Below are 20,145 nucleotides of genomic sequence, written 5' to 3' on the forward strand. Positions count from 1 at the left end.
ATAGTTATAATTTAATTTGTAATAATTATTTGAAATAAAACAAGGAGTGAGATATTTGGGAATAGTTGAAAGTAAACTTAAGAATCCTGAACTGGATTTGTTTTTTGAAGCTGTATTAAAGCTTGAAAATATAGATGAATGTTATAACTTCTTTGAAGATGTTGCAACTATAAATGAGATTAAGGCATTAGCACAAAGAATGTATGTTGCTAAAATGTTAAAACAAAAAAAGGTATATACAGAAATAGCAGAAAAAACAGGGGCCAGTACAGCAACTATAAGTAGAGTTAACAAGTGCTTAAACTATGGAACTGGAGGATACAACTTAATATTAGATAGACTAAATGAGAAATAGAAATTATAAAAGTTGTAATATATAAAAGTTGTAATATATAATTGAAAAATGTATACTATTACTATGACATTATGTGAAATCAATAAACTAGTAGAAAAAGTGAGGTAAAAAATATGGGTAGAATATTTGGGACTGATGGAGTTAGAGGTATTGCTAATACAGAGTTAACAGCTAACTTAGCGTATGGGTTAGGTAGAGCAGGAGCTTATGTACTAACAGAAGGAACTCATAAACCAAAGATATTAGTAGGTAAAGACACTAGAATATCAGGAGATATGCTAGAAGCTGCACTAGTATCAGGAATACTATCAGTAGGAGCAGAAGCTGTTATTTTAGATGTTGTACCAACTCCAGCAGTAGCTCATTTAATAAGAGAATATAATGCTGATGCAGGTATAATGATTTCAGCATCACATAACCCTGTTGAATATAATGGAATAAAGTTTTTTGATAACAAAGGATACAAGCTGCAAGATGAATTAGAAGATGAAATACAAAGAGTTATAGAAAGTGGATTCGAAGGAGTACCAAGCCCAACAGGACACGATTTAGGTAGATCATCTATTGAGGTTGGAGCTCTTGATGAGTATACTGATTATGCTTTATCAACAATTCCAGTAGATTTAAAAGGCTTAAGAGTTGCTTTAGACTGCGCAAATGGAGCTTGTTACAAAGCTGCTGTTAAAGCATTTAGAGAACTTGGTGCAGAAGTTTATGTTATAAATGACAATCCAGATGGAACTAACATAAATGAAAACTGTGGATCAACTCACCCAGAAGAATTACAAGATTACGTTGTAAGAAAGAAATGTGATTTAGGTTTTGCTTTTGATGGTGATGCAGATAGATGTTTAGCTGTAGATGAAAAAGGAAATCTTATAAATGGAGATTTCATATTAATGCTATGTGCAAAACACCTTAAAGATTTAGGAAAGCTTAAAGATGATACTTTAGTTGTAACAGTAATGAGTAACTTAGGGTTAGATATTGCTTGTAAAAAGGAAAATATAAATACAATAAAAACTAAAGTTGGAGATAGATATGTGTTAGAGGAAATGGTTAAGGATGGATATATTCTGGGTGGAGAACAGTCAGGACATATAATATTCTTAGATTACAACACAACTGGAGATGGATTAGTTACAGCACTTCAAGTTTCAGCAATAAGAAAGAGAAGCGGAAAAACTTTAAGTGAACTTGCAGGAATAATGAAAGAACTTCCACAAGTATTAGTTAATGCCGAAGTTCCAAATGATAAGAAAAACATATATTTAGAAGATGAAGAAATAGTAAATGAAATAAAGAAAATAGAAGAAACTTTACATGGAGAAGGAAGAGTTTTAATAAGACCTTCAGGAACAGAGCCATTAGTTAGAGTTATGTTAGAAGGCGAAAACCAAGAAGAAATAGATAAAATGGCACATGGCTTAGTAGATTTAATATTAAGTAAAATATAATATATTAATAAGAAATATTACTAGTAAAAAAATACTAGTAATATTTTTTTGATTGTAAATAATATATTGACATTTTATTTAGTTGTAACTATAATAGTTACAACAGGAGGGGTTATTATGAAAATAAGTAGCAGATTTTCTGTAGCTGTTCATATACTATCAATAATATCTATAGAAAAAGATAGATTATGTACTTCAGAATGGATTTCTGAAAGTGTAAATACTAATCCAGTAATTATAAGAAGAGTCACGGGTATGTTAAAAAAAGCTGGTATAGTTAGTGTAAATCCAGGAAGTGGAGGAGCATATCTTTTAAAAGATATAGAAGAAATTTCTTTATTAGATGTATATAGAGCAGTTGATGTTGTTGAAGAAGGTCAGCTTTTTCAAATGCATGAAAATCCTAATCCTAAGTGTCCAATCGGTGCTAATATTCAGCTTGTATTAGAGATTATACTTTTTAAAGCTCAAGATGCCATGGAAAATGTTTTAAAAAGTGTTACTATGAGGGATATAGTTGAAGGACTAATTAAAAAGATGGAATAAATATATTCTATTTTTTTATAGTAGTTGTAACTTCTGTAGTTACAACGAAATTGTTTAAGAGATTATATAAAGAATATTCAAAGTTTATATAGTTACTATTTAAAAAATATTTGAATTTAGGAGGAATAAGTAAATATGAAGAAAAAAATATATTATATTATGGATACAATGTGTGGTTGGTGCTATGGTTTCAGTAATGTAATAACTGAAATACAAGAAAAATACACTGATAAATATGATTTTGTAATTTTACCAGGAGGAATGTGGATAGACGAAAATGTTAAGGTTATTAATGATGATTTAGGAAATTATATAAAGAGCCATAATATAAATATAGAGCGATTAACAGGAAGAAAGTTCGGAGAAGAATTTAACGAAAATGTGTTAGGTAATAAAAATATAGTTTTAGATAGTTTACCTGGAGCAAAAGCTGTAGTTTTAGCACAACAGCTGAAGAAAGATATTACATTTGATTTTCTTAAAAAGATTCAAGAATCATTCTTTATTGAAGGAAACGATCCTAATAACTTAGAAATATATACTACAATAGCAGAAGAGTTTGGAATAGATAAAGATGAGTTTGAAAAGAAATTTTTATCAGAAGAATTAACAAATGAAACTTACTCAGTTTTTAATATGGTAGCTTCAATGGGAGCAATGAGTTTTCCAACTGTTATTATGGTAGAAGGTAATAAAGGAACAATAATAGCACAAGGTTACAGTAGCTTTGAAGAATTAGACAAAATACTATCTATATAGATGATAAATAAAAGATGATCTAACTTAGATCTTATTAATAAAATTATAAATAAGGAGGAAAATAATATGAATAAGAAAATGCCAGTTCTATTTCTTTCACATGGAAGCCCTATGAATGTGATATTAGATAATGATTATACAGAAGCATTAAAAGTATTAGGAAAGAGTTTAGAAGTACCAAAGGCAATAATGATAATTTCAGCACATTGGAAGACAAGAGGAACTTATTTAACCTACAGTAATAAACCAAAGCAAATCTATGATTTTTATGGATTTCCAGATGAATTATATAATATAAAATATAATCCTGATGGAGGTAAAGAGTATGCTGAGTTAGTTGCTAAAGAATTGGTTGATAATAAAGCAATGCTTACAGATGAATGGGGATTGGATCATGCTGCATGGGGAGTATTAAAATATATGTATCCTAATGCTAATATACCAACATTTGAAATAAGCATAAATGGATTATTAAATGAAGAACAACATTATGAAATAGGAAAGAAATTATCAAAATTTAGAGATATGGGAATTCTTATAATAGCTAGTGGAAATATAGTTCATAACTTAAGAGAAATGAATTATGACATGTATTCAGAACCTTTTGATTGGGCTATAAAGTTTGACAATGATATTGCAGAAGCAATTAAAAATAGAGATCATAAGAGCTTGATAGACTATAAAAAAAATGGAGTCGAAGCTGAATTATCAGTTCCAACAGATGAACACTATTTACCATTACTATATATAGCAGGATTACAAGAAGAAAATGATAAAGTAGAGTTTATTCATGAAAGTATACAACATGGTTCTATGTCTATGAGGTGCATAAAGATAGGTTAACAATAAGTTTATTTTCTACACAATTAAAGTGTGATATAATACATATAACAAAAACAAAGGAGGATGGGGATATGTTTTTAAATGAACTTAATAAAGAGATAGGAACAGCATATATCAACTTACTTATAGAATTTGCTTTAGTTGATGATAAAATAGAGAAACAGGAAAGAGAGTTAATTGAGAGAGCTTTAAAAGAAATGAGCCTAGAAGACTTTGAGTTAGAAGAGGTTACACATGAAGAAACTATACAAACTTTAAAAAATGCTGGTGAGAGAATAATAAATATAGTATTTTTTGAGTTAACTAGAGTTGCATTAGCAGATGCAGAATATGAAATGTCAGAAGTTAGATTTTTAGATAGCTTAGCAGAAGAACTTAACATCTCAAGAGTTAAGAGATTCCAAATGGCAGAATATTTTTATAAGCATTCAGAATACGATGAAGAAAATCAAGAAGCAGTTAGATTAGAAGCACAAGCATTTTTGAAGTAAAAAGGAGGCATAGCCCCTTTTTATTTTTTAAATAAATTAAAAAGTCCTATATTTAAAATGCTTTTAAGGAGGAATATTTTTGAATATAAAAAGCTTTTTAAAGTTAGTAGAAATACAAACTAAAGTAGCAAGTGTAATTCCATTTTTATTAGGAACTTTTTACACTATGTACAGATACGATAATTTTAATATTAAAAATGCAATTATAATGTTCTTATCAATGATTATATTCGATATGACTACTACTGCAATTAACAATTATATGGATTATAAAAAAGCTATTAAAAAAGAAGGCTATGGATATGAAACTCATAACGCTATAGTTAGAGATAAATTAAATCCAAGAATAGTTAGATTAACTATTTATATTATGCTTGTTGTAGCTTCTGGATTAGGATTATTATTAGTAAAAAACACTAATATAATAGTTTTATTAATTGGAATAGTTTCTTTTATTATAGGGATTACATATTCATTTGGCCCAATTCCTATATCAAGAACACCATTTGGAGAAATATTCTCAGGATTAACAATGGGATTTATAATAACATTTTTAACTATATATATACATATATTTGATTTAGGAATATTATCAATTAATATTTCAAATTTTAAAAATATAAGTCTTAGCTTTAATGTAATTGAATTAATTTATATATTATTAATAAGCTTACCAGCTATTATGGGAATATCAAATATAATGCTTGCAAATAATATTTGTGATATAGAGGAAGATATAGTAAATGAAAGGTACACGCTTCCAATATATATTGGTAAAGAGAATGCGTTAAAGGTATTTAAATGGCTTTATTATATTGGTTTTATAGCAATAATAATAGGGGTATTACTTAAAGTATTACCTATAGTTTCAATAGTTACTTTATTAGTCTTAAAAGTTGTACAAGAAAATATAAATAAGTTTAATAAAATTCAAACTAAGAAGGATACTTTTATATTAGCAGTAAAGAACTTTGTGGCTACTAATGTAGTATATTTAGTAACCATAATATTAGGATTACTATTATCTTATATTTAGAATAATATGAAATTATTCTAAAATGCATATCAAAAACTTATAATAAAAAGGCAGTAACTTAAATGTTATTGCCTTCATTTTAAATTAAAAGATGCATTAGAGAAAACTGCATAACAGGATCTAAATAAAAATATAGTGATTAATCCATATAAAACTTTTCATAGCATAATTTATAAATTTAAAGGAAAAATAAAATTAAAGCTAGAAAGGAGAGATTTATATGAAGAAAATAATAATTGGATTAATGATAGTTTTTAGTATAGGATTAGTTTCATGTAAACAGAAAAATATAGATAAGCCAGCAATAGATAATACAAAACCACAATCAAGTGACCAATCAAATCCTGATCAAACTACACCACAATCAGATACAGATAGTAAGTTGCAATCTGGTAAAATTTATATAAATGAGTTATATGTAAGTTTAAAGGATGAGGTAGAAAAGCAAAAGGAAAAACTTAATCCTGAGGAGTGGGAAAAATTTAAAACTGACTTTAATAATAAATTAAATTCTGTAAAAGGCTCAGTAGAGGACAATTATTTAAATGAAGCTGTAGATAATTTAGAGAAATTATCTAATGAATATGATACTGCAATTAGACAAGGTGTTGATGTAAGCAAAGAAAAAATTACAGAAATGAAAAATAAGATAGAAGAAACACTAAAGAAATAAGTTAAGGGGCTACTCTAAAATAGAAAGCAATTTCTAAGTTGGATTAGCCCTATTGTTTTATTATTATGTATATATGAATATTAATTAATAGCGTTTTTAATATAAGTTTATTTATATCTTATTTAAAATTACTTTTATCGAAATAATTAGTCAGTAAGAATATATTTATGTTATAATTTACATAAAATGTAATGCGATTTAGTTAACAGAAAGATAATATTAAGAGATTTACATACTAATATTTTCATGGAGAGTGATATATAATGAAGTTTATAGATATGGAAAATTGGAATAGAAAAAAGCACTATAATCATTTTAAGGAACTTGACTATCCACATTTTAGTATTTGTGGGAATGTTGATATTACAAAATTTTATAGATACATTAAGGAAAATGAAATACCGTTTTTTATATCATTTTTGTATGTTGCCACAAAAACAGCAAATAATATAAAAGAGTTTCGATTTAGGATAAGAAAAGATAAGGTAATTGAGCATGAAACTATAGATCCCTCCTTTACTTTAATGACTGAAAGTGAAGTATTTAGTTTTTGCAAGGTAAAATTTATAGATGGATTTAATGATTTTAAAATCAATACATTAATGGAAATGGAGAAAATAAAGAAGACTGTAGTTATGGAAGACGAGCCAGGTTGTGATAATGTCTTATATATTACAAGTATTCCTTGGATTTCATTTACCAGTATAACTCAGCCAATTCATATGAATCCTGTTGATAGCATTCCAAGAATAGCATGGGGTAAATATTTTGAGGAAAACGGAAAAATTAAAATGCCATTGTCTATTCAGTTGCATCATGCTTTAGCCGATGGTATGCATGTTGGACAATACTTTAACACAATTCAAGAAATATTAGATAATCCAGAAATACATTTATAGTATATAAATAATATTATTCAATGTATAATTTACTTATATGAGTACGTTTATATAACTTAGCTGATAATAACATTAAATAATATTAGGAGAAGAAAATGAATTACGTATATATATTAAGATGTTCAGATAATACTTTATATACAGGGTGGACAACCAATTTAGACAAAAGACTTAAAACTCATAATAATGGAAAAGGAGCCAAATATACAAGAGCTAGGCTTCCAGTCGAGATTGTATATTTTGAAGAATTTGATAATAAAAAAGATGCAATGAAAAGAGAATGTGAAATAAAGAAGTTGTCTAGAAAAGAGAAGCTAAATTTAATAGAATATTTTAATAAAAGTGTAGCAATATAAAACTATGTTAATGAGTCTTATATTGCTATTTTTATATTAGAAATTACAAATAGTATAAAGATATATGTCTAGACATCTACATGTATAGTTATTAATAGGAGTAAACAGGAGTAAACTAAAGAAATAATAAAGTAGTTTGAATAAATAGCTAAAATTAATTGAATTTAAATAAAAATCATTGATTTTAGGAAAAAATATGATAGAATTAGTGTAGCTTTTAATTTTATATGCATAAAATATAGTGTTAAAAATTGCTATTAAAGGAGATGAAAATTAATTAATAATATTAAAGCGCCAGAACTTAAGTGACACCCCGAATCTACGATTTGGTTGGTGGAACTTACTCAACGACTAAAAGGAGTTGAGTTTCCTGTTTAAAATAGATTTAATAATATTTTAGATTTAAAGGGAAAAAGGAAACTCCTTCTCATATTCATTCCAAGGAGTAAGTTCACCTTGCCAAATGTAAAATTTGGAGGCTCACTTAAGTTGACGAGGTTGGGGAGTATCGATACTTCGGCGGGTGCCCCACGGTATGCACACTACCGTTAACAGCTAATAAAACTGTAAAGTGATTTACAGGACAACATTAGCTTGGTGTTAAAACCTTCAATAAAGAAGTAAATTCTTTATTAGCATTAATAATTAAAAATACAGTTGAAGAAAAGGAAGGAAGAAAATATATGTGCGGAATAGTTGGATTTGTAGGAAAGAAACAAGCGTCTGAAATATTAGTTGAAGGATTATCAAAACTTGAATATAGAGGATATGACTCAGCAGGAGTAGCTATATTAGAAGATGGAGATATTAAAGTAAGAAAGTTTAAAGGACGTTTAAAGAATTTAGACGATAATTTAAAGCAGAGTCCTTTAAATGGAACTATAGGAATAGGACATACAAGATGGGCGACTCATGGAGAACCGTCTGATATAAATTCACATCCTCATACAAATGAGAACGTAACAATAAGTGTTGTTCATAATGGAATAATAGAAAATTATATGAGATTAAGAGAATGGCTTAAAACGAAGGGATATGAATTTTATTCAGAAACTGATACAGAAGTTATTCCTAATTTAATAGATTACTATTACAAAGGTGATTTATTTGAAGCTGTAACAAAGGCAACAACTAAAATGGAAGGAAGCTATGCTATAGGTGTTATCTGCAAAAATGAACCTGATAAACTAATTGCAGTTAGAAAAGACAGTCCATTAATAGTTGGATTAGGTAAAGAAGAATTCTTTATAGCTTCAGATATACCTGCAGTTCTTAACCATACTAGAGATATTTATTTATTAGAGGACAAAGAGTTTGTAATAATAAATAGAGATGGAATAGAAATAAAAACAGAAGATGGAGAAACTATAAATAAAGAAATTTACCATGTTACTTGGGATGTTGATGCAGCTGAAAAAGGTGGATATGAAGATTTCATGTTAAAAGAAATTCATGAACAACCAAAGGCAATAAAAGATACATTAACATCAAGAGTTTTAAAGAATTCACCTATACAATTAGAGAATATAAATCTTACAAAAGAAGAACTTGAAGCTTTTGATAGAGTATTTATAGTAGCATGTGGAACAGCTTACCATGCAGGTTTAGTTGGAAAAACTATTATAGAAAAATTAGCTAAAATACCAGTTGAAGTTGATATAGCTTCAGAATTTAGATATAGAGATCCATTAATAACAGAAAAATCATTATTAATAGTTGTAAGTCAATCAGGAGAAACAGCTGACACATTAGCAGTTCTTAGAGATGCTAAGAAAATAGGAGCAAAGGTTCTTGCAGTTACAAATGTTGTTGGAAGTTCAGTTTCAAGAGAAGCTAATCATGTTGTTTATACTTGGGCTGGTCCAGAAATAGCAGTTGCTTCAACAAAAGCTTATGAAACACAATTAATAGCTATGTATATTTTAGGAATATACTTTGGAGAAGTTAAGGGAACATTAAATAATGATTTATCAGAAAGTCTTAAAGAAGAGTTATTAAACTTACCAGAAAAGGTAAAAGAAATAATAGAAAGAAAAGATGAGCTTCAAAAATTTGCTTCAAAAAATTATATGGATAAAGATCTTTTCTTCTTAGGAAGAGGATTAGATTATGCAGTAGCATTAGAAGGATCTTTAAAATTAAAAGAAATATCATATATTCATTCAGAAGCTTATGCTGGTGGAGAATTAAAGCATGGTCCAATAGCATTAATAGAAAAAGGAACTCCAGTAATAGCTTTATTAACAGAAGACAGATTAAAAGATAAGATGATAAGTAACATCAGAGAAGTAATTACAAGAGGGGCAAGAGTTTTAGCAATAGCAAATGAAGGAGATGATGATGCTAAAGAAGTTTGTAATGATGTAATATACATTCCAAAGACAAACTCTTTATTAACACCAGTATTATCAGTAGTTCCACTTCAATTAATATCATATTATATGGCTAAGCAAAAGGGCTGTGACGTAGATAAGCCTCGTAACTTAGCAAAATCAGTTACTGTTGAATAAATTTATTATAAAGGAGATAAATAATTATGAGTCAAGAATTAATTAATACTTTATTAAATGAATACAAAGAAACTGAAAAAGCATTAGAATTAGGAATGGATTGGCTAGATGATAAAGATTATGCTAAAGGAAAGTTAGATTTAGTAAAAGTAATAATAGATGATTTAGAAAAGCTGTCTAAAGAAATTTAGTAATAAGTATAATATAAGGCTGCACACTCTCACCATTAGTGGATGAGTGTGCAGTTTTTTTATTAAAGTGAAAAAATATATCTAAGAGCCCTACTTATACTAGTAACTACTACAGAACCATGATTTTCTTCTGGTGCAATATAGATATCACAGTTATTATTAAAGCTTTTAATTTTATCGTATATTTTTTGAGCTCCTTCAACCATATAACCTTCTTTTTCTCCAACACCTATAAATATATTCTTTTCGCTATTTTCTAAGTTAGGGAAGCTTAAAAGTTCATAGTCATTCCACCACACTGAAGGACTAAAGGAAATTATATTTTTATATATATTTGAGCCCTTTAATAAATTCCATAATACATAATATCCACTTAAAGAATGGCCAATTATAGTAATATTATTTTTATCAAAGTTAAGATTAGGTTCAATTATTGGTAGAAGTTCTTTTTCTATAAAAGAATTAAAATTCTCACTACCTCCAAGATTATCTGGTATCATAAATTTTCTTTTTTCATCTACGAAGTATTTTTCTGCTGGGGCTGTAAAGTCTAAAAATCTTTTTTCTTTCTTTTCAAATTCTTGATGAAATATACCTACAACTATTGAAGGCCTAACTCCAGTTTTAACGTGTACTTGACCTTGTTGTTTTACACAAGATTTAACTATTTCAAAACAATTTCCACCGTCTAGGACTATTATTAATGGTAAATTATTAGTTTTTGATTCTTCTGGAAGATAGAAATTAATATCATAAAAATTATTAGTATAATTCGATTTTATCTTAAAATTATTCATAAATTTACCCCCTTGTGCTAAGATTTAGTAATAAGTATAAAATAACAAAAGGAAAAGGTCAACGATTATGAAACGAAGTATTAATTGGTTAATTGAATATTTTTCTGAAAATTCTATGGAGTTTGTTGATATTTTTAAGAGCAGTTTACCTCCTAAAGAAAAAGATATTAATAGAAAAACTGCAAAAAATTTATGTGGAATAGTAATACCTGTACGAGGAGAATGTTCATTTTCTGTAAATGATAAAAAATATAGTTTAAATAAAAATACAATACTGCACTGTGGATCAAATATGAATATAAAAGTTGAAACAGAGGAATTAGGTATAGAATACTATGTAGTTCATTATAAAAATATTTTGACTACAGAAAAGTTCGAAAACATAGAAAAAGAATCTTTTTATTTAGAAATTGAGGACAGGCTATCTTTATTAAAGTATTGTGAAACTATTACTGATAAATCATTAAGTCCAGATAATTACTCAAAATTTTCCTGTAAAGTAGATTTTATAAATTTAATAAATTCACTAATAAAGAATGTAAGAGTGTCACAATATAGTGATAAATTAAAGCTGGTGAATAAAGGAATTGAATATATAAATAAAAATTTTAATGAATTAATAACAGTAAGTGAAATATCAGATATTTTAGAAATAGATAGAAGAAGGTTTAGTGATGTTTTTAAAGAGGTTACAGGATTGTCGCCTGTAAAATACTTAACAGAATATAGATTAAAAGAAGCTAAAAGATTATTAAAATTTTCTTCTTATACAATTTCTGAGATAGCTGATATGACTGGATATAATGATTGTTTTTATTTTAGTAAAACTTTTAAAAAAAATGTAGGGATATGCCCTAGAAAATATAGAGAGATTAATAATAATGTTGTTACAAGTATAATAATTAAGAAGTAGATTCGGCAAAAGTACAAAAAAATATCCCGAAAGTCCATTTTACATTTCATAAGATTTTGCTAAAATAATTATGAATTGAAAATGATTATCAATAACAATGGGGGATTGCTATGAAAAAATATTTAACATTATTATTATCAACAGTTTTATTAGTAAGCTTAACTGCTTGTACTGAGAAAGGTTCTTCAGAAAAAAATGATGCAGAAAATAAAGATACAGCATTTACAATAAATTATTTAGGTAAAGAATATTCTTTTGATAAAAAGGTTGAGAATGTAGTTCTTGCAAGCTTAGAAGGAATGGAAGATGCAGCAACTTTAGGAGTTGAAGCAGTAGGAGTATTAGATGTTGCTGGCAAGGTACCTAAATATTTAGAAGAAGACTTTAAAGATGCAACTTTAATAGGGGATAAAATGAATCCTAATTCAGAAGTTATCTTAGGCTTAAATCCTGATGTCATTGTGGGAACTTCAAAGTTTGGAGAGGAAACGATGACTAAGTTAAATAAGATAGCAGTAACATTACCATACTCACACATATCAGCTAACTGGAAAGATAATCTTTTAGCATTAGCAGAAATAACAGATAAAGTTGAAGATGGTAATAAAATAATTTCAGATTATGAGGAAAAAGCTTCAAAGACTAAAGAAAAACTTTCAAATGAATATAAAGATAAAAATGTTTTAGTTATTAGGATTAGACGTGGATTAATGTATGTATATCCGGAAGGTGTATATTTAAATCCAATTTTATATAATGATTTAGGTCTAAAGGTTCCTGAAGTAGTTACTCAGGCAAAAGCACAAGCTGAATTAACTTTAGAGACTTTAGCAGAAATGAATCCAGATGCAATTTTTCTACAATTTGATGATTCAGAGAATTCAGATGCACCTAAAGCTTTAAGTGAGTTATTAGAAAATCCTATATTTAAAGGTATAGAAGCTTCTAAAAATAATAAAGTATTTGTTAATACTATTGATCCTTTAGCTCAAGGAGGAACAGCTTGGTCAAAAGTTAGGTTCCTAGATGCGGTTGTAGATAATTTATTAAAATAACAAAATTATGCCAGTCATATAATTATGACTGGATAATTTTTTAAGGGGACAAATATGAAGGGTTTTAATAAAAAGTTTTTATTAATATTTATAATATGTATAGTAGGAATAATTAGCGTGACTATTTTATCTGTTAGGATGGGAACTAAAGATATACCAAAAGAAGTGGTTTATGATGCTATATTTAAATTTGATGAAAATAATGTAGATCATTTAATAATAAAAAATAATAGGTTACCAAGAGCTATTGCTGTATTAGTTGTTGGAGGGTTTTTAGCAGTTGCTGGAGCAATTATGCAAGGAATAACAAGAAATTACTTAGCCTCGCCTTCATTAATGGGAGTAAATGATGGATCAGCTTTTTTTATTACCATAGCTATGGTTTTTTATCCAGGGCTTTCAAATGGAAGTTTAATTTTAGTTTCAATAATTGGGTCTATAGTTGGAGCCTTATTAGTATTAGGAATAGGTTCATCAATAAAAAATGGTCTATCACCTGTTAGGCTTGCCATTATAGGAACAATAGTAGGTAGTTTTTTAAGTAGTTTAGGATCTACTATTGCAATGTACTTTCAAGTGTCTCAAACTATTTCAGCTTGGTATAATACAAAAGTTCATACTGTAAATAATGATTTATTAAAAATGATAATTCCAATAGGCGTTATTGGAATTTTAATAGCAATAATAATAGCTAAGGATATTACTATAAGCTCACTAGGAGAAGATATAGCTATTAGCTTAGGGCAAAGAACAAATATAGTAAAATATTTATCTATGGGATCAGTAGTACTACTTACAGCTACTTCTGTTGCATTAGTTGGAAAGATTGCTTTTGTTGGGTTAGTAATACCTAATATAATAAGACTTTTAGTAGGACATGATTATAAATATATTATTTCCTATTCCTTAATTGGAGGAGCCTTCTTTTTAGGATTATGTGATTTATTAAGTAGATACATAGAATATCCATTTGAAACACCTATTGGAACTGTAACAGCTATTATAGGTGTACCTTTCTTTTTATATATGATAAAAACTAAGGGAGGCTCAAAAAATGCATAAGAAAAAACTTAAATATTCTTTTGTGATAATAGTACTGCTTCTACTAATATTATCTGCTTTTTATTTACATTTAACTAATGGGATGTTTAATATAAGTGTAATTGAAGTGTTTCAAACACTATTTAATTTAAATGATAATGAAAAATTCAGGTTAGTAGTATTTGAATTTAGACTTCCAAGAATAATTATATCTGTATTAATCGGAATAGGATTATCAATAGCTGGTCTTTTTCTTCAAGGAATTACAAAAAATGAATTAGCTGATCCAGGAATATTAGGAATAAATTCTGGTGCAAGTGCAGCAGTAATTATATATATGTATTTTGTTAATTTTAATTCATCAGTATCTGATGGAAGTAATTTCTTCAGCATCTTCGCTATGCCTATATTTGGGTTTATAGGTGGTATTTTAGCTGCAATATTAATACTATTATTTTCAAGAAATAATAGTAAGATGGATATGCAAAGACTTATTTTAACTGGTATAGCAGTAAATAGTGGATTCTCAGCTATTTCAATGCTTTTTTCTATGAAAATGAATGCTTCAGATTTTGAATTTGCAGCTATTTGGCAAGCAGGATCAATATATAATGCAAATTGGAGTTTTATTTATATGATGCTTCCTTGGATAATAATTTTAGGATTCTATCTTTATAAGAAAGTTCATTTACTAGATTATTTTCAACTAGAAGAAAGTAGTATAGTTAGTTTAGGTATAAATTTAGAGAAAGAAAAAAGAAAATTATTATTTGCATGTGTTGGGCTAATTAGTTCTTGTGTGTGTGTTGCTGGAAATATTGGATTTATTGGGTTAATGGCACCTCACATAGCTAGGCAATTAGTAGGTATAAAGCATAGAAAACTTATGCCAGTAACTGCTTTAGTTGGAGTTTTTCTTTTAATATTATCAGATTTTATTGCTAAAACTGTTTTTGCACCATCAGAATTAGCTGTAGGAATAGTGATATCTATAATCGGAATTCCTTATTTTATATATTTATTATACAAATCATAAGAGGTAAGATATGAAAAATGCTATTAATATAAAGAATTTAAAAATAGGATATGATAAAAAAATAATAATAGAAGAGTTAAACCTTAGTCTTGAAAAAGGAAAAATAACTAGTATTATTGGCTCTAATGGATGTGGGAAATCAACTCTTTTAAAAAGCATAGGTAGGATACTTAAAAAAGAAAAAGGAGAAATATTTCTTCTAGATAAAAATATTAATGATATGAATAGTAAAGAAATAGCAGAAAAATTAGCTATATTATCTCAAAATCCTACTGCGCCTTCTCAGTTAAAAGTTGAAGAGTTAGTTTCTTATGGAAGATATCCTCATAGAACTAATATAAATAAATTATCTAGTAAAGATAAAGATAAAATTGAATGGGCACTAAAAGTAACAAATACTATTGATTTTAGAGATAGAGAATTATCTGATTTGTCAGGAGGTCAAAGACAAAGAGTTTGGTTAGCTATGGCATTGGCTCAAGAAACAGATATATTATTATTAGATGAACCAACTACTTTTTTAGATATGTCTCATCAACTTGAGGTGCTTAATATTGTAAAAAACCTAAATGAAAGACATCAATGTACAATAGTTATGGTTTTACATGATATAAATCATGCAGCAAAGTATTCTGACTTTATTGTAGCAATGAAGGATGGAGAAATACTTTATAAAGATAAGCCAAATTTAATAATGAATAAGAAAGTATTAAAAGATATTTATAATATAGATGCGGAACTTATAACAAATGAAAATTATAATGTTCCTTTATGTTTAAATTATGAGCTATTATAATGAAATTAAAGAAAGCATCCAAGGTAAATGGATGCTTTCTCTAATTTCATTATATCCATTCTCTATTTTTTATAAATGATAAAACTATTAGTTTTGAATATGAGAGTCAACTCTACGAGATAATAAGTTTTTTAATTAATAAAGATATAAAATTTTATGATATTAAAGTTCAAGAAAATTCATTAATTCAGTTATTTGAAGAATCAATAGCAATATAATTTAAAAGGAGAAGTAAAATGGCATTTGGAGCTGAAACTATTACATTAAAACAAAATATATGTATCAATAAGTTTATAAAGGCTAATGTGGTATCCGAAGAAAAAGCTATAGATTACAATGAGTTAAAAATTAAATACTCACGTACTACTAAAATACTACTTAGAGAAGGCGTATTAATAGTTACGAGAGATAATAAAGCATATTTAGATATGGAGAATGTATATAAATTTAAGTATAGTTTTAAAAAAAATTTTATTTAACAGAAGTTTTAATTATAAGAAGATATATCAGAAAAAGTTGATAGTGTTAGGGACGGTAGATAATTCAAGTTATGAAATTAAAAATAAATAATATGAGAAAGCAAAATCAAAGAAAGATTCATACATAACACCTTCTTAAATAAAGTCAATTAAGTTGACCTCATGTGAATTATATTGTATTATATATAATATAGTCAATTAAGTTGATTATAATATTAATATTTATAAAATATTAATATTAAGTATATTATATAGCATTAAAATATATTGTTACATAATGAGATTATGGAATTAATATATTAAACAATAAATTTAAATATGAGGAGAAATACATATGACACTAGAAATGAGTAAATACTTACAAGTTAGAAAGGCTCAAGTACAAGGAGCTAGAACTATTGAAGAACTTAAAGAAATATCTGATATAGTTATTGAAAATGAAGAAGAGCTTAAAGAAGTAGAAGCTCTTATAAAAACCGTATGCAAATGTAAATCTGTATCAATAGATACAGTTGTAGAAGCAGTAAAAAATGGAGCAGATACTGTTGAAAAAGTTGGAGAAGTTACTAAAGCAGGTACAGGTTGTGGAAGATGTCAAGGTATTATATCAAATATCATAGAAAATAAAAGATAATTACTTTACCTTTACCATGAAACCCTCGAAAGTACAGAAATGTATTGTCGAGGGTTATTATTTTAGAATTATAAATAATAAACTGTAACTATTTTAATGTCTTTTTTACAAAGAAAATAAAAATTAATAGACTGATAAAACCGGATGTAGCACAAACAATAAATAACAGTTTATATCCTATGAGTTGTAAAACAAATCCTAGAATAATAGATCCAAAACCAATCCCTAAATCAAAGGCAGTAAAAAATGTAGCGTTAGCTACTCCTATTTTTTCAGGTTTAGCTAATCGTAGAGTAGCTACTTGAAGAGCAGGTTGTGCTGATCCAAATCCAATTCCGTATAAAACAGCTGTAATAACTAGTCCAACAATTCCATTTGTGAATGTTAAGACTAATAGTGCTATAATTAGTATGAAAAGTGCAGGAACAATAATGAGATCTTCTCCATATCTATCAGATATTTTTCCGGTAATTGGTCTAATTAATGCTAGCGTGATAGAATAGACTAAGAAAAATGTACCAGCATTAACTTGAATTTTTGCCGCAAACAGTGGTAAAAATGTTGTAATTCCACCAAAAGTTATTGATAGGAAAAATGTAACAATAGCCATCGGTAAAAATTCTTTTTCAAAAAATGATATTTTACTTTTATGTGTATGTTTAATTACTGGAATTTTTGTACTAAATGCAAGAATAAATGCAATAAGTGCTAATACTGTGCATAGTACAAACAGATAATTGAATGAAAATGATTCTGCTACCCAAAGGCCTACTATTGGTCCAAGAGCCATACCTAAAGTCATTGAAAGTCCATACCATCCCATTCCTTCTCCACGACGGGATTCTGGAATAACATCAGTTACAGCTGTTCCTATAGAAGTAGTAGCTATTGCCCAACTAACTCCATGTAAGATACGTAAAATAACTAAGAAAACAATTCCTATCACTAAATTATAAAAATACATTGTAATTGCAAAAAATAATAGCCCACTTATTATAAATACTCGTCGGCCATATTTATCCATTAATCCTCCAATAAGAGGACGAATAATTACTGCAGAAATTGTAAATACTCCAATAATAAATCCAACCTGAGATTCACTTCCACCTAATTCTTTAATAAACATAGGTAGTGTTGGCATTAGTAAATAAAAACCACTAAATAGCAGTATTGCTGTAATTGTCAGCTTTATATAGCTTTTTGTCCATAAACGTTCCATTACATTGAAACCTCGCTTTCTTTTATTTTAATAAATTGAAAATGAAAAGCTCACAGCAATTGGGTTATTATTACTCCCAAATAGCATGGTAAGCAAATAAAAAGGCAGTACATACTTTATAAAAGTATTAGTACTGCTATAGAGATTGACAAGTATTTTCTTACTTAGAATGTACTTGCTAGTTTAATAGCTTTGTTAAGTCCAGAAGAAATAATTTCTTCGGCTTTATCAGGTGATTGGTTGTGTCCTTCAATTACTACTGTCTCTATATCTTTTACTCCAAAGAAGCCCATCATGTTTGATACATATCTAACTGCCATTTCCATTTCAGATGTTGGACCTTTAGAATATACACCACCACTTGCGTTTAATAATGCAATTTTCTTATCAGAAATAAGACCCACTGGACCTTCAGGTGTATATTTGAATGTTTTTCCAGCACGATTTAAGTAGTCAATATATGTATGTAGTACCGCTGGAATTGTTAAATTCCATAGTGGGAATCCAAATACAACTTTATCAGCCGCAAGGAATTGATTTAAATATTTATCAGCAACAGCAACTACTTTTGCTTCATTTTCTGTTAACTCAAGTCCTCTGCTAGCCTTAAAAGTACCGTTAATCATATCTACTCCTACATATGGCAATTCTTCATTGTATAAATCAAGTTCTATCACTGTATTATTTGGATGTGATTCTTTATAGCTTGCTAAAAAAGCCTCATATAATTTTACACTAACCGCCTGATCAGCAGGACGATTGTTTGCTTTTACAAATAAAACTGTTGTCATTTTCTTTTCCTCCTATTAATTCATATTACGTTGCTATATGAATCATTTAAAATATGTATTGTAATTGTTATTATTATGTACACCTTAAGTAGATTAGAAAAAAATTAAAGAGAATAAAATCTACTTGACTATTTTAGTTTATTGATTTTTTAGTTAGTCTGGTTCTTTCATAGCAAAAACAATATAGTCAATTTGATTGACTATATTGAATATAGTATAATAAAAATAAGAAAAAGTCAACTTAATTGACTTTTAAGGGGGTATATATGAATCATCAAGCATTTAACGGATTAGATCTTACATCACTTTTTTTATTATCATTTAGTACATCTATTAACGAATTACATGACAGATTGATGGAATTGGGATTTGAAGATATTAGACCTGTACATGGCTTTATTTTTAGTTGTATTAGCCCTGATGGGGCAACAGGTATAGAATTAGCTGAGTATTTAGGAATTACAAAGCAAGCTGTGAGTAAAATAATAGATTATCTTGAAAAAAATAATTATGTAATACGCAAAACTCACCCTACTGATAAGAGAGGAAAAATTATTGTTTTGACGGAACGAGGCTCCGCAGTAATGAAAGTAAAAGATGAGATATTAAATGAAATTGAGCAACGTTGGAGTGAGAATATAGGTACCGAGCGAATGCAAATGATTAAAGAAGATTTAACTAAATTAGTTTATGAAACCAGTGGAGGTAAATTGCCATCGAAGTTAAGACCGGTTTGGTAAATATAGAATGCTTCAAAATATTAACTTTAAGGTATGGGCAGTAGGATTTTGGGATATATGCAAGGAGAGTGGGAAAACCTAACACTTTTAATCCTTAGAGTTAAATAATATAAAACTATCACTTATTTGTGATAAGGAGAACCATATCACAAATAAGTATGAAAATAGTTATAATAATTAAATTGAAAAATATTTTTGTTTAATTTATAGTAGCAACACACTATAACATTTTACTAGATTTGTAAAGGGGGGGATGAAAATTTTATATAGCTTATTAAAAGAAATAAACAATAAAACTTTAGATAATGGTAAAAAATTATATGCTATGCAAGAGTATGAATTTAGGCAATTATTAAGATATTTATATGATAATGACTATATAAAGGGAGGAATAATATTATCTGGTTCCTATTCTTTAAAAAGCTCAACCTTAACAAATAAAGGACTTCAAATTTTAGAAAAATATAAAGACTAGAGATTATTCTCTAGTTTTTTTATGATTTTTGCTTTAAAACTAGAACCTTACAC

At 27.7% G+C, this 20,145-nt stretch carries 24 protein-coding genes; 21 read left to right on the forward strand and 3 right to left on the reverse strand.

Annotation, left to right across the window (positions count from 1 at the left end):
* The first annotated feature begins 55 nt into the window (after positions 1–55).
* From ACZJV1_RS01830 to ACZJV1_RS01885, 12 genes are all read left to right on the forward strand, one after another.
* A complete protein-coding gene (locus ACZJV1_RS01830; protein WP_322389793.1) occupies positions 56–355 on the forward strand; it encodes a YerC/YecD family TrpR-related protein in 300 nt (99 codons plus the stop codon).
* Positions 356–468: 113 nt separating this feature from the next.
* The gene (gene glmM, locus ACZJV1_RS01835; protein ID WP_463651230.1) at positions 469–1,812 is read left to right on the forward strand and encodes a phosphoglucosamine mutase; all 1,344 of its coding nucleotides are present in this window, start codon (positions 469–471) and stop codon (positions 1,810–1,812) included.
* 117 nt (positions 1,813–1,929) lie between these two features.
* A complete protein-coding gene (locus ACZJV1_RS01840) occupies positions 1,930–2,358 on the forward strand; it encodes an Rrf2 family transcriptional regulator (RefSeq protein WP_463651231.1) in 429 nt (142 codons plus the stop codon).
* Positions 2,359–2,493: 135 nt separating this feature from the next.
* Positions 2,494–3,117 carry a DsbA family protein gene (locus ACZJV1_RS01845; RefSeq protein WP_463651232.1) on the forward strand — a complete coding sequence of 208 codons (624 nt, stop codon included), beginning with the start codon at positions 2,494–2,496 and terminating at the stop codon, positions 3,115–3,117.
* A 66-nt stretch (positions 3,118–3,183) separates the two neighbouring features.
* Positions 3,184–3,960 carry a 4,5-DOPA-extradiol-dioxygenase gene (gene ygiD / locus ACZJV1_RS01850; RefSeq protein WP_463651233.1) on the forward strand — a complete coding sequence of 259 codons (777 nt, stop codon included), beginning with the start codon at positions 3,184–3,186 and terminating at the stop codon, positions 3,958–3,960.
* A 71-nt stretch (positions 3,961–4,031) separates the two neighbouring features.
* Positions 4,032–4,451: a hypothetical protein gene (locus ACZJV1_RS01855; protein ID WP_322412729.1), complete on the forward strand. Its 420-nt coding sequence runs from the start codon at positions 4,032–4,034 to the stop codon at positions 4,449–4,451.
* Between the two features lie 79 nt (positions 4,452–4,530).
* Positions 4,531–5,487 (forward strand): 1,4-dihydroxy-2-naphthoate polyprenyltransferase, encoded by a 957-nt coding sequence (gene menA / locus ACZJV1_RS01860; protein ID WP_463651234.1) that lies wholly within the window; start codon positions 4,531–4,533, stop codon positions 5,485–5,487.
* Positions 5,488–5,707: 220 nt separating this feature from the next.
* Positions 5,708–6,160 carry a hypothetical protein gene (locus tag ACZJV1_RS01865; protein ID WP_411169583.1) on the forward strand — a complete coding sequence of 151 codons (453 nt, stop codon included), beginning with the start codon at positions 5,708–5,710 and terminating at the stop codon, positions 6,158–6,160.
* 263 nt (positions 6,161–6,423) lie between these two features.
* Positions 6,424–7,059, forward strand: a complete 636-nt coding sequence (locus ACZJV1_RS01870) for a CatA-like O-acetyltransferase (protein WP_460289008.1) — start codon at positions 6,424–6,426, stop codon at positions 7,057–7,059.
* A gap of 95 nt (positions 7,060–7,154) precedes the next feature.
* A complete protein-coding gene (locus ACZJV1_RS01875) occupies positions 7,155–7,415 on the forward strand; it encodes a GIY-YIG nuclease family protein (RefSeq protein ID WP_411169585.1) in 261 nt (86 codons plus the stop codon).
* A 683-nt stretch (positions 7,416–8,098) separates the two neighbouring features.
* Complete coding sequence (gene glmS / locus ACZJV1_RS01880; RefSeq protein WP_463651235.1) at positions 8,099–9,925, forward strand: glutamine--fructose-6-phosphate transaminase (isomerizing); 1,827 nt, start codon at positions 8,099–8,101, stop codon at positions 9,923–9,925.
* 26 nt (positions 9,926–9,951) lie between these two features.
* A complete protein-coding gene (locus tag ACZJV1_RS01885) occupies positions 9,952–10,116 on the forward strand; it encodes a hypothetical protein (RefSeq protein ID WP_322379274.1) in 165 nt (54 codons plus the stop codon).
* A gap of 62 nt (positions 10,117–10,178) precedes the next feature.
* On the opposite strand, the gene ACZJV1_RS01890 is transcribed toward ACZJV1_RS01885, so the two are convergent.
* Positions 10,179–10,913: an alpha/beta hydrolase gene (locus ACZJV1_RS01890; RefSeq protein WP_463651236.1), complete on the reverse strand. Its 735-nt coding sequence runs from the start codon at positions 10,911–10,913 to the stop codon at positions 10,179–10,181.
* Between the two features lie 67 nt (positions 10,914–10,980).
* Between ACZJV1_RS01890 and ACZJV1_RS01895 the strand changes: the two genes are divergently transcribed.
* From ACZJV1_RS01895 to ACZJV1_RS01925, 7 genes are all read left to right on the forward strand, one after another.
* Positions 10,981–11,826, forward strand: a complete 846-nt coding sequence (locus tag ACZJV1_RS01895) for a helix-turn-helix domain-containing protein (RefSeq protein WP_460289011.1) — start codon at positions 10,981–10,983, stop codon at positions 11,824–11,826.
* 110 nt (positions 11,827–11,936) lie between these two features.
* Positions 11,937–12,881, forward strand: coding sequence for an ABC transporter substrate-binding protein (locus ACZJV1_RS01900; protein WP_463651237.1), 945 nt, complete (start codon positions 11,937–11,939; stop codon positions 12,879–12,881).
* Between the two features lie 54 nt (positions 12,882–12,935).
* A complete protein-coding gene (locus tag ACZJV1_RS01905) occupies positions 12,936–13,943 on the forward strand; it encodes a FecCD family ABC transporter permease (protein ID WP_463651238.1) in 1,008 nt (335 codons plus the stop codon).
* Entirely contained in the window at positions 13,936–14,958 is a 1,023-nt protein-coding gene (locus tag ACZJV1_RS01910) for a FecCD family ABC transporter permease (RefSeq protein ID WP_463651239.1), read from the forward strand. Before ACZJV1_RS01905 ends, ACZJV1_RS01910 begins: the two co-directional genes overlap by 8 nt.
* 10 nt (positions 14,959–14,968) lie before the next feature.
* Positions 14,969–15,754, forward strand: a complete 786-nt coding sequence (locus ACZJV1_RS01915) for an ABC transporter ATP-binding protein (protein WP_463651240.1) — start codon at positions 14,969–14,971, stop codon at positions 15,752–15,754.
* A 236-nt stretch (positions 15,755–15,990) separates the two neighbouring features.
* Complete coding sequence (locus tag ACZJV1_RS01920; protein WP_463651241.1) at positions 15,991–16,233, forward strand: hypothetical protein; 243 nt, start codon at positions 15,991–15,993, stop codon at positions 16,231–16,233.
* A gap of 334 nt (positions 16,234–16,567) precedes the next feature.
* Positions 16,568–16,867, forward strand: coding sequence for a (2Fe-2S)-binding protein (locus tag ACZJV1_RS01925; protein WP_460289018.1), 300 nt, complete (start codon positions 16,568–16,570; stop codon positions 16,865–16,867).
* 88 nt (positions 16,868–16,955) lie between these two features.
* Here the strand turns inward: ACZJV1_RS01925 and ACZJV1_RS01930 are convergent, their stop codons facing one another.
* Entirely contained in the window at positions 16,956–18,086 is a 1,131-nt protein-coding gene (locus tag ACZJV1_RS01930) for an MFS transporter (RefSeq protein WP_463651242.1), read from the reverse strand.
* 164 nt (positions 18,087–18,250) lie between these two features.
* On the reverse strand, positions 18,251–18,877 hold the full coding sequence (locus ACZJV1_RS01935; RefSeq protein ID WP_463651243.1) for an FMN-dependent NADH-azoreductase: 627 nt from the start codon (positions 18,875–18,877) through the stop codon (positions 18,251–18,253).
* Positions 18,878–19,143: 266 nt separating this feature from the next.
* On the opposite strand from ACZJV1_RS01935, the gene ACZJV1_RS01940 reads away from it, so the two are divergent.
* Complete coding sequence (locus tag ACZJV1_RS01940) at positions 19,144–19,617, forward strand: MarR family winged helix-turn-helix transcriptional regulator (RefSeq protein WP_463651244.1); 474 nt, start codon at positions 19,144–19,146, stop codon at positions 19,615–19,617.
* Positions 19,618–19,870: 253 nt separating this feature from the next.
* Positions 19,871–20,092, forward strand: coding sequence for a hypothetical protein (locus ACZJV1_RS01945; RefSeq protein WP_463651245.1), 222 nt, complete (start codon positions 19,871–19,873; stop codon positions 20,090–20,092).
* Positions 20,093–20,145 lie beyond the last annotated feature (53 nt).

It is taken from the genome of Clostridium sp. LS3 (assembly GCF_055330225.1).

What these genes read in the sequence shown, in the direction of transcription:
- ACZJV1_RS01935 (WP_463651243.1), bottom strand. Translation starts at nt 18,877, where the DNA reads ATGACAACAGTTTTATTTGTAAAAGCAAACAATCGTCCTGCTGATCAG.
- ACZJV1_RS01885 (WP_322379274.1), top strand. Translation starts at nt 9,952, where the DNA reads ATGAGTCAAGAATTAATTAATACTTTATTAAATGAATACAAAGAAACT.
- glmM (WP_463651230.1), top strand. Translation starts at nt 469, where the DNA reads ATGGGTAGAATATTTGGGACTGATGGAGTTAGAGGTATTGCTAATACA.
- glmS (WP_463651235.1), top strand. Translation starts at nt 8,099, where the DNA reads ATGTGCGGAATAGTTGGATTTGTAGGAAAGAAACAAGCGTCTGAAATA.
- ACZJV1_RS01915 (WP_463651240.1), top strand. Translation starts at nt 14,969, where the DNA reads ATGAAAAATGCTATTAATATAAAGAATTTAAAAATAGGATATGATAAA.
- ACZJV1_RS01875 (WP_411169585.1), top strand. Translation starts at nt 7,155, where the DNA reads ATGAATTACGTATATATATTAAGATGTTCAGATAATACTTTATATACA.
- ACZJV1_RS01910 (WP_463651239.1), top strand. Translation starts at nt 13,936, where the DNA reads ATGCATAAGAAAAAACTTAAATATTCTTTTGTGATAATAGTACTGCTT.
- ACZJV1_RS01900 (WP_463651237.1), top strand. Translation starts at nt 11,937, where the DNA reads ATGAAAAAATATTTAACATTATTATTATCAACAGTTTTATTAGTAAGC.
- ACZJV1_RS01905 (WP_463651238.1), top strand. Translation starts at nt 12,936, where the DNA reads ATGAAGGGTTTTAATAAAAAGTTTTTATTAATATTTATAATATGTATA.
- ACZJV1_RS01865 (WP_411169583.1), top strand. Translation starts at nt 5,708, where the DNA reads ATGAAGAAAATAATAATTGGATTAATGATAGTTTTTAGTATAGGATTA.
- ACZJV1_RS01930 (WP_463651242.1), bottom strand. Translation starts at nt 18,086, where the DNA reads ATGGAACGTTTATGGACAAAAAGCTATATAAAGCTGACAATTACAGCA.
- ygiD (WP_463651233.1), top strand. Translation starts at nt 3,184, where the DNA reads ATGAATAAGAAAATGCCAGTTCTATTTCTTTCACATGGAAGCCCTATG.
- ACZJV1_RS01870 (WP_460289008.1), top strand. Translation starts at nt 6,424, where the DNA reads ATGAAGTTTATAGATATGGAAAATTGGAATAGAAAAAAGCACTATAAT.
- ACZJV1_RS01925 (WP_460289018.1), top strand. Translation starts at nt 16,568, where the DNA reads ATGACACTAGAAATGAGTAAATACTTACAAGTTAGAAAGGCTCAAGTA.
- ACZJV1_RS01840 (WP_463651231.1), top strand. Translation starts at nt 1,930, where the DNA reads ATGAAAATAAGTAGCAGATTTTCTGTAGCTGTTCATATACTATCAATA.
- ACZJV1_RS01855 (WP_322412729.1), top strand. Translation starts at nt 4,032, where the DNA reads ATGTTTTTAAATGAACTTAATAAAGAGATAGGAACAGCATATATCAAC.
- ACZJV1_RS01895 (WP_460289011.1), top strand. Translation starts at nt 10,981, where the DNA reads ATGAAACGAAGTATTAATTGGTTAATTGAATATTTTTCTGAAAATTCT.
- ACZJV1_RS01890 (WP_463651236.1), bottom strand. Translation starts at nt 10,913, where the DNA reads ATGAATAATTTTAAGATAAAATCGAATTATACTAATAATTTTTATGAT.
- ACZJV1_RS01945 (WP_463651245.1), top strand. Translation starts at nt 19,871, where the DNA reads ATGAAAATTTTATATAGCTTATTAAAAGAAATAAACAATAAAACTTTA.
- ACZJV1_RS01845 (WP_463651232.1), top strand. Translation starts at nt 2,494, where the DNA reads ATGAAGAAAAAAATATATTATATTATGGATACAATGTGTGGTTGGTGC.
- ACZJV1_RS01940 (WP_463651244.1), top strand. Translation starts at nt 19,144, where the DNA reads ATGAATCATCAAGCATTTAACGGATTAGATCTTACATCACTTTTTTTA.
- ACZJV1_RS01920 (WP_463651241.1), top strand. Translation starts at nt 15,991, where the DNA reads ATGGCATTTGGAGCTGAAACTATTACATTAAAACAAAATATATGTATC.